This window comes from Streptomyces sp. NPDC001380, from assembly GCF_042895785.1.
In the GTDB taxonomy this organism is placed as follows: domain Bacteria; phylum Actinomycetota; class Actinomycetes; order Streptomycetales; family Streptomycetaceae; genus Peterkaempfera.
Map to the genome: position 1 here is coordinate 1 of NZ_JBIAWP010000018.1, position 14,249 is coordinate 14,249.

Here is a 14,249-nt window from a genome sequence, read left to right on the forward strand (position 1 = left end):
GGACGCTTCCTTCGCGGCCCCTGCGGGCCCCTCCGGGCGCTTCGTTCTTCCGTGTCTCCAGCTTATCAGACCCGCGGAGTGTCTCTCTCCGCTTCGCTGACCCCCGCCGGCGGGGTTCCTGCGTTCTTTCCTTCGCCTTCCGGCGCTTTCCGACTCTAGCAGACCGATCGGATCGCTCCGTGAGCCGAATTCCCCGAACATGTCGAATGCAAATGCATCGGATGTTCGACGGGAGGTGCCGCTGCGCGGAGTCCGCGCTGAGCGACCGTGGAACTGTACGGCCGCGGCGGCGGCGGAAGCAAATCGACCCTCCGGACCGCCCGAGGGCGGTGCGGAGGGTCTCGGTCCTGCCGTTGCGTGCTCCGGTTCCGTGGTCCCGGAGCGCGGGTCAGCGGACCTCGGTGATCTCGGGACCCCGGTCGAAGGGGTTCAGGTGGGAGCCGGCGAAGCGGGAGTCGCCCTCGACCGGAGCCGCACCGGTGTCGGCCACCATCTGGGCGTCCTCGGGCAGCTTGAGCACGATCGGGTCGCGGGGCGCCATCGGCGACTCACCGCGGACCACCACGGTCTCCCGGAACACCTGTTCCAGCACGCCGGCGGTCTCCGGCTGCACGGCGGCCTGGCCGGAGATCACACCGCGGAGGAACCAGCGGGGGCCGTCGCAGCCCACGAAGCGCACCAGCTGGACCCCCTGGGTGCCATCCGGCAGCTGCACGGGCACCTGGGCGCGGAGGTGCCAGCCCAGCGGGCCCTCCTCCTCGTCGACGATGCCGCCCTGCTGGGTGATCCCGCCGGCGATCTCGTCGCGGACCTCCCCCCAGATGCCCTCCGACTTCGGCGCGGCGAACGCCTGGAGCTGGATGGCGCTGCTGCCCAGGACCAGGGTCGCGGCGACGATCGAGTCACCCGCGACCTCGACCCGCAGCTCCATGCCCTCGACACCGGGGATCAGCAGACCGCCGAGGTCGACGCGGCCCTCCTCGGGGCTCTCCAGCTCGGAGACGTCCCAGGGCCCGTCCGGCCGGGGAGCGGGCGGCAGCCCGACACGCTCCGCCGGGTCGGCGTCCGATCCGGTCTCGGCGTAGGCGGCACCCTCGACGTCGTCGGCATACTCATCAGCGCCGAAGGCGTCCTCTGCGAGCTGCTCGACAGCGTCCTCGCTCTTGTGGCGACGACGGAACACGGTCACTGTCCTTCCCGGTCGGGGGCCGAAGTGAATACCTGCCCGGCCGCGGGCATGCTAACCGCGGCATGGCCGCCCGTCGACCCGAAGCCCCCGTCGGCGCGGGCCGATCCCGGCAGCTCGGCCACCTCGTGGAAGCGGGCCTTCTCGACCTGCTGGACGACCAGCTGGGCGATCCGGTCCCCGCGGCGGAAGCCGACACGCTCGCGCGGGTCGAGATTCACGACGATCACCTTGATCTCACCACGGTACCCGGCATCGACCGTTCCCGGGGCGTTGACGAGCGCGACCCCGCAGCGCGCCGCGAGGCCGGACCGCGGATGGACGAAGGCGGCGTAGCCGTCGGGCAGGGCGATCGCGACACCGGTGGGCAGGACGGCGCGCTCACCTGGTGCGAGGTCGGCGTCGACGGTGGTGCGCAGGTCGGCGCCGGCGTCGCCGGGGTGCGCGTACTCCGGGAGCGGGAGGCCGGGGTCGAGACGGCGGACCAGGATGTCCACGGGCGGCCGGGGGTGGGAGGCGCTCACGGGTTCACCTCGAAGGCTCGGGCGCGCTTGAGGACGTCGGGGTTCTCCATGGCGGCCTTGATGTCCTCCGGCCGGCCGTGGGTGGTGAAGTGCTCCAGCCGGACCTGGACGAAGAGCGCCTGGGCGCGGATGGCGACCGGTCCGCCGGGGCCGTCGAGGCGGCCCTCGGCGGCACAGTAGATCTTGCGGCCGTGCACGCCGGTGACCCGCGCGTGGATGTGGAGGACGGTGTCCACGGGGACGGGCCGGACGAAGTCGGTCTCGAGCCGCCTGGTCACCGAGGCGGTGTGCAGCATCCAGTTGAGCGAGCCCAGCGCCTCGTCCATGGCGGTCACGAGGACCCCGCCGTGGGCGAGGCCGGGACCGCCCTGGTGCACGGGCTTGACGGTGAACTCGGCGGTGACCTCGACGCCCTCGCCGGCCCGCGCCTCCAGCTGGAGGCCGTGGGTCTGCCGGGGGCCGCAGCCGAAGCAGTGGTCGTAGTGGGAGCCGAGCAGCGTGCCGGGCGCGGGGGCCTCGGGGTGGCGCACGGGGGGCTGGGCGTCGGGCGGCGGGGCGGTCGCGGGCCGCGCTGCGGTCTGGCCCGCGTCCCGGGCCTCTGCCGCCTGGGGTGCAGTTGGTCCGGTCACAGGCGTTGACCCTACCGCCGCACGGCCGGCGGTCCGCACGTGCGCAGGGCGGCCCGGGGCGGGCACGGCGCCCGGGCGGCCCGGGCGCCGCGGAGGGCGGCCCGGCGGGGGCTGCGCGGGGGCCTGCCCGGAGGCGCCCACAATGGAGCCATGTACGACGAACGCCTCTCCGCGCCCCGCTCCTGGTGGCTGCTGCCCGTCGCGGCCGGGCTCTCCCTCGCCCTGATCCTGCTGCGCTTCGGCCCGGTGCCGGGAGTGATCGGCCTGGTGGCCGGCGTGGTGCTCGGCGCCGCGGCGCTGAGCGGGTACGGGGCGGCCCGGATCCGGGTGGTGCAGGGGTCGCTGGTGGCGGGGGACGCCCGGATCCCGGTGGACGCGCTGGGCGAGGCGCGGCCGCTGGACCGGGCGGAGGCGCTGGCGTGGCGGACGGCGAAGGCCGATCCGCGGGCGTTCATGCTGCTGCGGAGCTACGTGCCGACGGCGCTGCGGGTCGAGGTGAGCGATCCGGAGGACCCGACGCCGTACGTCTACCTCTCCACCCGGTCGCCGGAGCGGCTGGCGGCGGCGCTGGAGGCCGCCCGCGCGGAACTGCCGCGCGGCTAGGCCCTGCCCGGCCGCTCCCGCCGGGCCCGCGACGCGCCCCCGGGCCCCGTCCGGGAGGCGCCCCCGGGAACGGGCGCCCGCCGCGTTGCCGTGCCGCCCGGGCAGGGCCACGACGAGGGGCGGTCCTCCGCCCTGCGATCGGCCGCACCGAAGGGCTCCGGGCCCTGCCCGGACGCTCGCGCCGGGCAGGGCAGGGCCCGGAGCGCCTCGGTGCCCGCGGGCCCTGTGCAGGCCGTCGGACGGCCTGCACAGGGCCCGCGGGCACCGAGGGGGCAGGGGAAGGACCGGCGGCCCAGCTGCGGGGCGGTGGGCGGTCCTCAGCGGTCGCCGGGCAGGGCGCGGTCCCAGTAGCCGGGGTCGGCGGGAGTGCGCCTGCGCAGGTCGTGGCGGACCTCGTCGGAGACCCTGCGGGTGTCGCGGCTGTTGATGGTGGCACCGATGCCGGCGCCGATCAGCAGGGGCGTCAGCGACGGCACCCGGCGCAGGGTGTGCCGGGTGAGGCGGCGGCGCAGCTGCTGCTTGAGCTCCCCGCTGAGCCGGAGTGCGGCCATGCCCACCGGCCGGGTGACGTCGATGCCGCGGCGGTTGGTCCAGGCGTTGACGTAGGCGCCCGCGCGGTCGGTGGCGCCCCCGGGGGCGCGCATGCCGTAGGCCTCGTGGAGCTCGGCGATGAGCTTCACCTCGATCGCGGCCACGGCGAGGGTCTCGGCGGCGATCTCGAGGACCATCGTGGGGGGTGTGGGCAGCATGGCGGCGGCTCCGACGCCCGCACCGACGGCGGCGGAGGCGCGGACGGCGCCTGCGGTGAGGCGGTCGGCGAGCTCCTCGGCGTCGCCGGCCTCGGGGTGCTGGGCGCGCAGGGTGGCCAGGTCGCGGACCGGGATGCGCGGCGCCGCGTCGAGGAGGCGGTCGCTCAGTCCCCTGGCCCCGAGGGCCGCGCCGCGTGCGGCGGTGCGGCCGCCGCGGCCCAGTCCGCGGGCCAGCGCGCCTGCGAGCGAGGCCAGGCGCTGCCGGCCCCGCTCGCGACGGTGGGACGGCTCCGCCGCGGCGGTACCGTCCCAGTGCTCCATCTCCGCGGCGATCGATGCGATCTCTTCCGCCGCTTCTTCGGCCGCCCGGTCGGCGGCCTCACCTGCCTCCGGTCCGGACTTCCGGAACCGGTGGGCGCTGCTGAGTCTCCGGATGCGTGCCATGGCTCTCCGGTTACCCGCCGATCAGGCGGCGCAGTCCCGGCAGATGGGGTTGCCGTTCTTCTCCGATGCCAGCTGGCTGCGGTGGTGCACCAGGAAGCAGCTCATGCAGGTGAACTCGTCGGCCTGGCGCGGCAGCACCCGGACCGACAGCTCCTCGTTGGAGAGGTCGGCGCCGGGCAGTTCGAGGCCCTCCGCCTGCTCGAACTCGTCGACGTCGACAGAGCTCGACGTCTTCTCGTTCCTGCGGGCCTTCAGTTCCTCGATGCTGTCCTCGTTGAGGTCGTCATCGGTCTTGCGTGGGGTGTCGTAGTCCGTTGCCATATCACTCTCCCCCTCCGGGTGTCTGCGGTATCTCCAGCGCACGTAACGCATGGGAGGCCGGACTTGTGCCCGACCCGAGGCGGAGATTTTGCCTTACTTCAAGGCCTGTTACTCAATCGACACCCAATCGCACCCCCGAAGAGGTGACGGCGGCGGGCGCCGGTGGAGGGTCGCGGGGGGATGCGGGAGGGGTGCCCCGCCGGGCCCACTGTGCACTTACCGTGATCGAGGCAGAGGGAAACGTTCCATCGGAAACCGTCGCGAAGGCGGTGAATCCGGGGCTTCCGGCCCAGCGCGGCCCACACGGGACCCGGAAGGCGGCAGGGCACTCACGGTCACCTTCGGTGACGGTCGCCGCCCGCCCCCGGGTGACCCTCCGCTCCCGCCCGGACGCCGGGGGCGACCGGATGTGACCTTGGTCACCTTGGCGTGGTGTCCAGACAAATCATGGAAAAAAACCCCGGGAGGAGAGGTCCTCAGCCCTCGGCGCGGGCGGCCCGGCGGGCCAGGAGTGCGGCCCGGCGCTCGTCGAACCGGGCCGCCTGGCCGTCCAGCCCGTCGAGGAAGGCACCGAGCTCCTCCTGAGCCCGCAGCCCCTCCGGACCGAGGCCGCCGCGCTCCATGACCTTCAGGTGCCGCAGCACCGGCTGCAGCACGTCGTCGTGGTGGATGCGCAGGTTGTAGACGCCGCCGACGGCGATCCGGACGGCGGCGCGCTCGAAGCCGGGCATGCCGTGGCCCGGCATGCGGAAGCCGGTCACGACGTCGGCGACGGCCCGCATCGCCTGGTCGGGGGCCAGCTCCAGGGCCGCGAGCAGCAGGTTCCGGTAGAAGACCATGTGGAGGTTCTCGTCGGTGGCGATCCGGGCCAGCAGACGCTCGCAGACGGGGTCGCCGGAGAAGGTCCCCGTGTTGCGGTGCGAGATGCGGGTGGCGAGCTCCTGGAAGGCCACGTACGCCACCGAGTGCAGCATGCTGTGCCGGTTGTCGGACTCGAACCCGGCGGACATGTGGTCCATGCGGGCCCGCTCCAGGGCCACCGGGTCGACGGCCCGGGTGGTGAGGAGGTAGTCGCGGATGGCGATGCCGTGCCGGCCCTCCTCCGCGGTCCAGCGGTGCACCCAGGTGCCCCAGGCGCCGTCGCGGCCGAACATGGTCGCGATCTCGTGGTGGTAGCTGGGGAGGTTGTCCTCGGTGAGCAGGTTGACCACCAGGGAGACGCGGCCCACGTCGGTCAGCCCGGACTGCTCGGGCGCCCACGCCTCACCGCCCAGGACGCCGTCGAAGTCGCGGCCCGCGCTCCACGGCACGTACTCGTGGGGCATCCACTCCTTGGCCACCCTGAGGTGGCGGTCGAGCTCCTGCTCCACCACCTCCTCCAGGGCGTGCAGCAGCCGGACGTCGGTCCAGGCGGTCGAGTCGCTCTGCTGGCTGGGGGCGATGGTCACGGCGGCGGGCTCCTGCGGCGGCTCGGCACACCTACGGATCCGTAGGTTACGCCACCGTAAGTTGAAGCGGCCGGAAATGACAAGCGGCGGCGCCACGGGCGGCGAGGCAGCGGTCCCGGCAGCCGGGCGCACCGCCGGCGTGCGGGGTACGGGGGCACGGGGCTCGCGGGGGCGTGCTGCGGGCGCACAGGAGCGCCCCCGGAGCGCGGTGGCTCCGAGGGCGCGGGAGGGCGCGGAAGGAGGTGCGGGCGGGCGCCCGGGCACCGTCAGGCGCCGGGGATGTACACCCGCACGTCCAGGCCGCCTCCGGGGCGCGGAACGGCCTCGATGGAACCGCCGTGCGCCCGGACGACCGAGCGGACGATGGAGAGGCCGAGGCCCACGCCCTTGTCGCTGCGGGTCCGCTCGGCGCTCTTCACCCGGCGGAACGGCTCGAAGATGTGCTCCATCTCGTACCCGGGGATGACCGGGCCGGTGTTGGACACCACGAGTTCGCCGCCGCCGGGCACCGCCGCCGTGGAGACCTGCACCCAGCCGTCGGGGGTGTTGTAGCGCACGGCGTTCTGCACCAGGTTGAGGGCGATGCGCTCCAGGAGCACGCCGTTGCCGGAGACGGCGGCCGGGGCGAGCGAGGTCCGCAGCGCGACCCGGCGGGACTCCGCCTCCGCCCGGGTCTGCTCCAGCGCCTGGGAGGCCACCTCGGCGAACTCCACCGGCCGCCGGTCGGTGATCTCGTTGTCGCTGCGGGCGAGCAGCAGGAGGCCCTCGACGAGCTGCTCGCTGCGCTCGTTGGTGGCCAGCAGCGTCCTGCCGAGCTGCTGGAGCTCGGGCGACGCCTCCGGGTCGGAGAGCTGGACCTCCAGCAGCGTCCGGTTGATCGCCAGCGGGGTGCGGAGCTCGTGGGAGGCGTTGGCGACGAACTTGCGCTGCGAGTCGAAGGAGCGGTCGAGCCGGTCCAGCATCTCGTCGAAGGTGTCGGCCAGCTCCTTGAGCTCGTCGTCGGGGCCGTCCAGCTCGATCCTGCGGTGCAGGTCGGAGCCGGCGACCTCGCGGGCGGTGCGGGTGATCCTGCCGAGGGGGCTGAGGACCCGGCCGGCGACGGCGTAGCCCAGGGCGAAGGCGGCCACCGCGAGGCCCACCAGGACGGTGATGGACCTGCGCAGCAGGGCGTCCAGCGCGGCGTGCTGGGCTTGGGCCTGCCAGAGCTCGATCTGCTCCTGGAACTGCTGGGGGGTCCAGACCTGGTTGGTGCGCGGGTCGATCACGCGGGTGTTCTCGGGGATGGTCGTCATGGGGAGCTGCGCGCCGACCTGGAGGGCCTGCCGGGCCAGCATGTAGATCACCAGGACCAGCAGCACCCCGGCCATCAGGAACATCCCGCCGTACAGCAGGGTGAGCCGGATCCGGATGGTGGGCCGGAAGGGCAGCCAGCCGAGGCCGGAGCCCGGGGTGTGCCGCCCGGGGCCCGGCGCCCCGGACGCGGCCGTGCGCGGCGGGTGGTCGGGGCGCGGGGGCGCCGCCGGGACGGCGCGGGCGGGGCCCGCGGCGGGGCCGGACGCCGCGGTGGAACCGGAGGCGGTCCCGCCGTCCGCGGCGCGGGCGGGGTCCGAGGGGGCGGCGGGGTGCCGGGTGGACATGGTCGGCGTGCCTCCGTCAGATCCGGTAGCCGGAGCCGGGCACCGTGACGATCACCGCGGGCTCCCCGAGTTTGCGGCGCAGGGTCATCACGGTGACACGGACCACGTTGGTGAACGGGTCGGTGTTCTCGTCCCAGGCCTTCTCCAGCAGCTGCTCGGCCGAGACGACGGCGCCGTTGGCGCGCAGCAGGACCTCCAGCACGGCGAACTCCTTGGGGGCGAGCTGCACCGGCCGGCCGTCGCGGGTCACCTCGCGGCGGCCCGGGTCGAGGGAGATCCCGGCCCGCTCCAGGACGGGCGGCAGGGCGGTGGTGGTGCGCCGTCCGAGGGCGCGCACCCGGGCCACGAGTTCGCTGAAGGCGAACGGCTTGGGAAGGTAGTCGTCCGCTCCCAGTTCGAGGCCCTGCACCCGGTCGCTGACGTCGCCGGCGGCGGTCAGCATGATCACCCGGGTCGGCAGGCCGGAGTCGACCACGGCGCGGCAGACGTCGTCGCCGTGGACCAGCGGCAGGTCGCGGTCGAGGACGACGACGTCGTAGTCGTTGACCCCGATCCGCTCCAGGGCGGCCTCCCCGTCGTACACCACGTCCACCGCCATCGCCTCGCGGCGCAGGCCGGTGGCGACAGCTTCGGCGAGCAGCTGCTCGTCCTCGACGACGAGTACCCGCAAGGCGGTCTCCCCTTCCCCGGGGGCACCCGGTCGCCCCGGGCCCGCCCGGCTGCTCCGGGCCGGGGCGCGGACGGCCCCGACGGTGCTCCCATCCTGCCTCGCCCGGGTGTAAAGCAGTGGTAAGCGGGCAGGCCGTCGGTGCAGCGACCCCGACGGAGGCGGTCGGCCCGGCCGGAGCGGCAGGGTCATCCGGCATTTGCCCGGAGGCCGAGGTTTCCGGCGACGCCGCGATGGGGAGGACGACTGCAACCCGCGATCGCGCCGCCCGGCGGCGGATCGCACCCACCCGCCGTGCGGCCACCGCCGCACCGGGTCGGGAAGCCGATCGTCCGCGGTCGCTGCCCCCCGGGCCGCGACCGCACCGGGAGCCGCTGTCCGGCGGATCCACTCCCCGGTCCCATGCCGTATCCCGAAGCCCGGGGTCGCCCGACATCCCATAGGGGGTCTGCCGATGGACGCCTTCACCGCCGGCATCCTGCAGCGCATACGGAAGACCGAGCAGGACCTGAACCGCGCCCTGGAGTCCGGGGACGAGTTCCTGGCCGAGGTCGAGCAGTCCGAGCTCGACGACCTGCGCCGCCTGGCAGCCGAGCACGGCGTCAGCGTCGCGGAGGAGGCCCTGCCCAGGATCGCCTGAGCAGCGGCCGGCCGCTGCGGCGCGCAAGACCGTACGGGAGCCCCGGACACGTCGGCGTCCGGGGCTCCCGCCGTGTGCCGCCGGGGGATCCCGCGGGCGGACGTCCCGGACGGGCGCCACCGGCGGGTGCCGCGGACGCCGTCCGGGAACGGCGTCTCAGTCGTGCCAGGCGCCGAGCTCCTCCAGGAGCTCCTGCAGGGGTTCCAGCAGTCCGGGCACCGCGGCGACGGCGAGGTCGCCGGACGGCTCCCGGCCCGGGCGGCCGCCCGCCTGCGCGCCCGCCTCGCGGGCGATCAGGACGCCCGCCGCCATGTCCCAGGGGCGCAGACCGCGCTCGTAGAAGGCGTCCAGCCGGCCGCAGGCGAGGTCGCAGAGGTCGACGGCGGCCGCGCCCGCGCGGCGGATGTCGCGGACCTGCGGCATCAGGCCGGCCAGGACCCGGGCCTGGTGGGTGCGGACCTCCCGGACGTAGTTGAAACCGGTGCCCACCAGGGCCTGGCCCGGCGCCGGGGCGGGACGGCAGGTGATGCGCCGCCCGTTGAGGTACGCGCCCCCGCCCGCGACGGCGTGGAAGACCTCGTCGCGCGCCGGTACGGCCACCACGCCGACCACGGCCCGGCCCTCCAGCTCGGCCGCGATGCTGACCCCCCAGGACGGCAGGCCGTAGAGGTAGTTGACGGTGCCGTCCAGCGGGTCCACCACCCAGCGCACACCGCTGCTGCCGGGGCTGCTGGCGCCCTCCTCGCCGAGGAGGCCGTCGTCCGGCCGGCGGGCGGTGACCAGCTCGACGACGAGCTTCTCCGAGGCGGTGTCCATCTCGGTGACCACGTCGACGGGGCTGCTCTTGGTGGCCGCGACGCCGAGGCCCGCCGGTCGGCCGTCGCGGAGCAGCGCGCCGGCCTGCCGGGCCGCCTCCAGGGCGGTCTCCAGCAGTTCGGCGGTGAGCCGGGGGTCGGGCTCGGGCTCGGTCATGGCGGTTCCTCCTGGGGTTCGGGGGCCGGGCCGGCCGCGGCCGCCCGGGGGCAGGTCCCGGTCCGGCCCGCCGGACCGGACCGGGGTCGTCCGGGCTCCCTCCCGGAGGCCGGGCGCGGGCCTCCGGGGCGTCCGGGCTGGGGTGTCCAGGCGGTGTTCAGGCCTGGGCGGCGGCGGGGCGGGGTCCGCGCGGGTTGGGGCAGCAGTCGACCGGGCACACGTCGTGGCTGGGGCCCAGCGCGCCGAAGGCGCAGCGCGGCGGCCGGGCGCCCCGCTCGGTGGCCGCGCGCTCCAGCACCAGTTCGCGGACGGCGGCGACGAAGCGGGCGTCGCACCCCACGGTGGCGGCGCGGGCCACGGGCAGGCCGAGCTCCTCGGCCTTGGCGCGGGCCTCGGTGTCGAGGTCGTACTTGACCTCCATGTGGTCGGAGACGAAGCCGATCGGCACCATCACCGCCGCCTCGGCGCCCTTCGCGTGCAGGGCCTCCAGGTGGTCGCAGACGTCCGGCTCCAGCCACGGGATGTGGGGGGCGCCGCTGCGGCTCTGGTAGACGAGCTCCCAGTGGCGGCCGATGATCCCGGTGGCCTCGGCGACCGCGCCGGCCACCAGCCGGGCCACGTCGAGGTGCTGGGCGACGTACGCGCCGCCGGGGGTGCCCCGGGCCGGGTCGTCCGGGGCGCCGGAGGTCTCGGCCATGGCGGTGGGCACGGAGTGGGTGGTGAAGACGAGGTGGGCGGTGTCGCGCACCTCGTCGGGCAGCTCCGCGAGGGCGGCCAGGGTGTTCTCCACCATCGGGCCGACGAAGCCCGGGTGGTTGTAGAAGTGGCGCAGCTTGTCGACGCGCAGCTCGGGCGCGCCCTCGGCGCGGAGCTGCTCCAGGGCGTCGGCGAGGTTCTCCCGGTACTGGCGGCAGCCGGAGTAGCCGGCGTAGGCGCTGGTGGCGAGGGTGAGGATGCGGCGGTGGCCGGCCTCGGCCATCTCGCGGAGGGCGTCGACGAGGTAGGGGTCCCAGTTGCGGTTGCCCCAGTACACGGGCAGGTCGAGGCCGTGTGCGGCGAAGTCCTTGCGCAGGGCGGCGAGGAATGCGCGGTTCTGCTCGTTGATGGGGCTGACACCGCCGAAGAGGAAGTAGTGCTGCCCCACTTCGGCCAGCCGCTCCTTGGGGATGCCGCGGCCGCGGGTGACGTTCTCCAGGAACGGCACCACGTCGTCCGGGCCCTCGGGCCCGCCGAAGGAGAGCAGGAGCAGGGCGTCGTACGGCGCGGCGTCGGGAGCGGTCTGCAGGGGCTCGGCGTCTGCGGCGCCGGGAGTGCGCGAGTCGGACATGGCACCGATCCTGCCACTGCGGACGGCTCCCCGGTGGACAGGACCGGGCCGGGGCGGGCACCGGGTGCGGGCACCGGGCCCCCGGCCGGGGCCGGCGGCGGACCGCGGGAAACCCCTTGCGGCACTACGTAAGCTGTGTGGAGCAATCACATTCCTTACCGGAGCCCCCGTGCCCTCCATGCTGTCGACCTACCGCCGGATCTTCGCCGCACCCGGCAGCCTGGCCTTCTCCACCACGGGCCTGGTCTCCCGGCTGCCCATCTCGATGGGCGGCGTCGGCATCGTCACCATGCTCGCCCAGCTGCGCGGCGCCTACGGCCTGGCGGGCGCGGTCTCGGCGACGCTGGCGCTGGCGGCCGCCGCGCTCGGCCCGCAGGTGTCGCGGCTGGTGGACCGCCACGGGCAGCGGCGGGTGGCGCTGCCCGCGGTCGCGCTGGCCGCGGCGTCGGCCGTGGGGCTGCTGCTCTGCGCCCGGCTGGGGGCGCCCGACTGGACGCTGTTCGCCTGCGCCGCCGGCATGGGGGCGATGCCGAGCATGGGCTCCCTGGTGCGGGCGCGCTGGGCGCACCTGTACCGCAGCCGGCCGGCGCTGCTGCACACCGCCTACTCCTTCGAGTCGGTGATGGACGAGGTGTGCTTCATCGTGGGGCCGATCCTCGCCATCGGGCTGTCCACCTCGGTCTTCCCCGAGGCGGGCGTGCTGCTGGCGGTGGTGTTCCTGACGGCGGGGACGGCCCTGTTCACCGCCCAGCGGCGGACCGAGCCGCCGGTGCACGCGGCGGAGCACCGCGGGGGCGGCTCCGCGCTGCGGTCGCGGGGGCTGCAGGTCCTGGTGCTGACCTTCGTCGCCACCGGCGCGATCTTCGGCTCGGTGGAGGTGGTCACCGTGGCCTTCGCCCAGGAGCGGGGGAGCACGGCCGCCTCCAGCGTGGTGCTGGCGGTGTACGCCTCCGGCTCGTGCGTCGCGGGCATCGTCTTCGGGGCGCTGCGGCCGACGGGTCCGATGGCCCGGCGCTTCCTGCTGGGCGTGTCGGTGATGGCGGTGAGTATGCTCCCGCTCCTACTGGTGGGAAACCTCGTGGCGCTGGCGGCGGCGCTGTTCGTCGCCGGGCTGTCGATCTCCCCGACCATGGTCACCACGATGGGGATGGTGGAGCGGCTGGTGCCGGCCTCCAGGCTCAACGAGGGGATGACCTGGACGATCACCGGGCTCGCCGTCGGCGTGGCGGCGGGCTCCTCGGTCGGGGGGTGGACGGTGGACCGGGCAGGGGCCTCGGCCGGCTACTGGGTGCCGGCCGTGGCGGGCTCGCTCGCGGCGCTCACGGCGTTCCTCGGGTCGCGCCGGCTGGGGTCGGCGCCGGAGCAGGAGGCAGAGCGTGTCGAAGACGGCGACCGGAAGCCGCAGCACCACCCCTGAGCCGTACCGCTGGAGCAACTGGGCGGGCAACCGCAGCGCGCGTCCCGCACGGGTGGCGGCGCCGTCCTCCGCCGCCGAACTGGCCGAGGAGGTGCGGCGGGCCGCCGAGGACGGCCTCGCGGTCAAGGCGGTGGGGTCCGGCCACTCCTTCTCCTCCATCGCCTCCTCCGACGGCGGGCTGCTGGTGCTCCCGGACCGGCTGACCGCGCTGCGCTCCGTCGACCGCGCGGCGGGCACGGTGACGGTGGAGTCGGGCATGACGCTGGAGCGGCTCAACGTGCTGCTGGAGGCGGCGGGCCTGTCCCTGACCAACATGGGCGACGTCATGGCGCAGACCGTCGCCGGGGCGATCGGCACCGGCACGCACGGCACCGGCCGCGACTCCGGTTCGCTGGCGGCGCAGGTCCGCGCCCTCGAGATCGTGCTGGCGGACGGGACCGTGGCGGCCTGCTCCCCCGCCGAGGACCCCGGACTGTTCGAGGGCGCCCGGCTGGGGCTCGGCGCGCTGGGCGTGGTCACCGCCGTCACCCTCGCGGTGGAGCCGCTCTTCCTGCTGGCCGCCCACGAGAGGCCGATGCGCTTCGACGAGGTCCTGGAGGGCTTCGACGACCTGGCGGCGGTCAATGAGCACTTCGAGTTCTACTGGTTTCCGCACACCGACCGGTGCACCACCAAGCGGAACAACCGCAGCCAGGGGCCGCCGGCGCCGCTGCCGCGGCTGCGGGGGTGGCTGGACGACGAGTTCCTGTCCAACACGGTGTGGGAGGGCGCCTGCCGGGTGGGGCGGCGGTTCCCCGCGGCCGTCCCGGCCATCGCGCAGGTGGCGGGCCGGGCGTGGTCCGAGCGGCGCTACACGGACGTCGCGTACCGGGTCTTCACCAGCCCGCGCCGGGTGCGCTTCACGGAGATGGAGTACGGGGTGCCCCGGGCGGCGGCCGTGGAGGTGCTGCGGGAGCTGCGGGCCCTGGTGGAGCGCTCCGACTGGCGGATCGGCTTCCCCGTGGAGGTGCGGACCGCGCCGGGGGACGACGTCTGGCTCTCCACCGCGTACGGCCGCGACACCTGCTACGTGGCGGTGCACCTGTACCGGGGGACGGCCGAGCAGGGCTACTTCGCCGGGGTGGAGCGGATCATGACGGCGCACGGCGGGCGCCCGCACTGGGGGAAGCTGCACACCCGGGACGCGGAGTACCTCTCCTCGGTGCACCCGCGGCTGGCGGACTTCCGCGCGCTGCGGGACCGGGTGGACCCCGGGCGCCGCTTCGGCAACGCCCACCTGCGGCGGGTGCTCGGCGACTGACGGGGCGGGGCCTCGTACCGGGGCGCGGGGGTCCGAAGGCCCAGAGGTTCAGCGGCCCGGGAGTCCGGGGGCCCAGGAGTCCGGGGGGCGGAACGGCCGGGACGGGACGGCCGCGACGGCCGGCGCGGGACCCGCTGACCGGTTCGGTGCGCTCCCTGTGCTCAACCGGGGGCGGTGTTGGCAGAAACGGGCCCCCGGTTGGCCGAAAGATGTGAAGATGATCACCGTCCACCCGTCGGCGGTCGGCCATCGGAGTGGCGGCCCTTGAGATTCCGCGGATTCGCGGGAGACTTGAGGGGCGAGCCGGACGGCCGGTGCACCACGGATGGAGTACTGTTCGGGGAGCCTGGCCCGCAGGCTGCCGCCCGCCCGACCGTCACCCGGA

General features: G+C 75.0%; 14 protein-coding genes. 4 read left to right on the top strand and 10 right to left on the bottom strand.

The features are described from left to right. Positions 1-388: 388 nt before the first annotated feature. The 3 genes from ACFY07_RS21105 to ACFY07_RS21115 are packed head-to-tail and all read right to left on the bottom strand — an operon-like array spanning position 389 to position 2,240. A complete protein-coding gene (locus tag ACFY07_RS21105) occupies positions 389-1,183 on the bottom strand; it encodes a DUF3710 domain-containing protein (RefSeq protein WP_230747613.1) in 795 nt (264 codons plus the stop codon). A 2-nt stretch (positions 1,184-1,185) separates the two neighbouring features. Beyond that, positions 1,186-1,710 (bottom strand): dUTP diphosphatase, encoded by a 525-nt coding sequence (gene dut, locus ACFY07_RS21110; RefSeq protein WP_390870532.1) that lies wholly within the window; start codon positions 1,708-1,710, stop codon positions 1,186-1,188. Further along, positions 1,707-2,240 (bottom strand): PaaI family thioesterase, encoded by a 534-nt coding sequence (locus ACFY07_RS21115; protein WP_390870687.1) that lies wholly within the window; start codon positions 2,238-2,240, stop codon positions 1,707-1,709. Before ACFY07_RS21115 ends, dut begins: the two co-directional genes overlap by 4 nt. Before the next feature lie 249 nt (positions 2,241-2,489). Between ACFY07_RS21115 and ACFY07_RS21120 the strand changes: the two genes are divergently transcribed. Then, the gene (locus tag ACFY07_RS21120) at positions 2,490-2,942 is read left to right on the top strand and encodes a DUF3093 domain-containing protein (protein ID WP_230747615.1); all 453 of its coding nucleotides are present in this window, start codon (positions 2,490-2,492) and stop codon (positions 2,940-2,942) included. A gap of 317 nt (positions 2,943-3,259) precedes the next feature. Here ACFY07_RS21120 and ACFY07_RS21125 read toward each other — a convergent pair whose 3' ends face one another. The 5 genes from ACFY07_RS21125 to ACFY07_RS21145 all read right to left on the bottom strand — a co-directional run bounded on the left by ACFY07_RS21125 (position 3,260) and on the right by ACFY07_RS21145 (position 8,211). Continuing rightward, positions 3,260-4,135, bottom strand: a complete 876-nt coding sequence (locus ACFY07_RS21125) for a hypothetical protein (RefSeq protein ID WP_230747616.1) — start codon at positions 4,133-4,135, stop codon at positions 3,260-3,262. A gap of 21 nt (positions 4,136-4,156) precedes the next feature. Further along, positions 4,157-4,456 carry a DUF4193 domain-containing protein gene (locus ACFY07_RS21130; RefSeq protein WP_230747617.1) on the bottom strand — a complete coding sequence of 100 codons (300 nt, stop codon included), beginning with the start codon at positions 4,454-4,456 and terminating at the stop codon, positions 4,157-4,159. Positions 4,457-4,932: 476 nt separating this feature from the next. Then, positions 4,933-5,904, bottom strand: coding sequence for an acyl-ACP desaturase (locus ACFY07_RS21135; protein ID WP_230747618.1), 972 nt, complete (start codon positions 5,902-5,904; stop codon positions 4,933-4,935). A gap of 266 nt (positions 5,905-6,170) precedes the next feature. Continuing rightward, complete coding sequence (locus ACFY07_RS21140; protein ID WP_390870535.1) at positions 6,171-7,541, bottom strand: sensor histidine kinase; 1,371 nt, start codon at positions 7,539-7,541, stop codon at positions 6,171-6,173. 16 nt (positions 7,542-7,557) lie between these two features. Next, positions 7,558-8,211, bottom strand: a complete 654-nt coding sequence (locus ACFY07_RS21145) for a response regulator transcription factor (RefSeq protein ID WP_230747620.1) — start codon at positions 8,209-8,211, stop codon at positions 7,558-7,560. Positions 8,212-8,662: 451 nt separating this feature from the next. Between ACFY07_RS21145 and ACFY07_RS21150 the strand changes: the two genes are divergently transcribed. Then, positions 8,663-8,848 (top strand): hypothetical protein, encoded by a 186-nt coding sequence (locus ACFY07_RS21150; protein WP_230747622.1) that lies wholly within the window; start codon positions 8,663-8,665, stop codon positions 8,846-8,848. 156 nt (positions 8,849-9,004) lie between these two features. Here the strand turns inward: ACFY07_RS21150 and ACFY07_RS21155 are convergent, their stop codons facing one another. Further along, positions 9,005-9,820 carry an inositol monophosphatase family protein gene (locus ACFY07_RS21155; protein ID WP_390870537.1) on the bottom strand — a complete coding sequence of 272 codons (816 nt, stop codon included), beginning with the start codon at positions 9,818-9,820 and terminating at the stop codon, positions 9,005-9,007. Positions 9,821-9,977: 157 nt separating this feature from the next. Beyond that, positions 9,978-11,147, bottom strand: a complete 1,170-nt coding sequence (locus ACFY07_RS21160; RefSeq protein ID WP_390870539.1) for a ferrochelatase — start codon at positions 11,145-11,147, stop codon at positions 9,978-9,980. Positions 11,148-11,325: 178 nt separating this feature from the next. Here ACFY07_RS21160 and ACFY07_RS21165 point away from each other — a divergent pair, with 178 nt between their 5' ends. Together ACFY07_RS21165 and ACFY07_RS21170 are read left to right on the top strand one after the other, a co-directional pair. Further along, positions 11,326-12,564, top strand: coding sequence for an MFS transporter (locus tag ACFY07_RS21165; RefSeq protein ID WP_390870689.1), 1,239 nt, complete (start codon positions 11,326-11,328; stop codon positions 12,562-12,564). Next, entirely contained in the window at positions 12,524-13,864 is a 1,341-nt protein-coding gene (locus tag ACFY07_RS21170) for a D-arabinono-1,4-lactone oxidase (protein WP_390870541.1), read from the top strand. The genes ACFY07_RS21165 and ACFY07_RS21170 overlap by 41 nt, the downstream gene beginning before the upstream one ends. Positions 13,865-14,249: the final 385 nt, after the last annotated feature.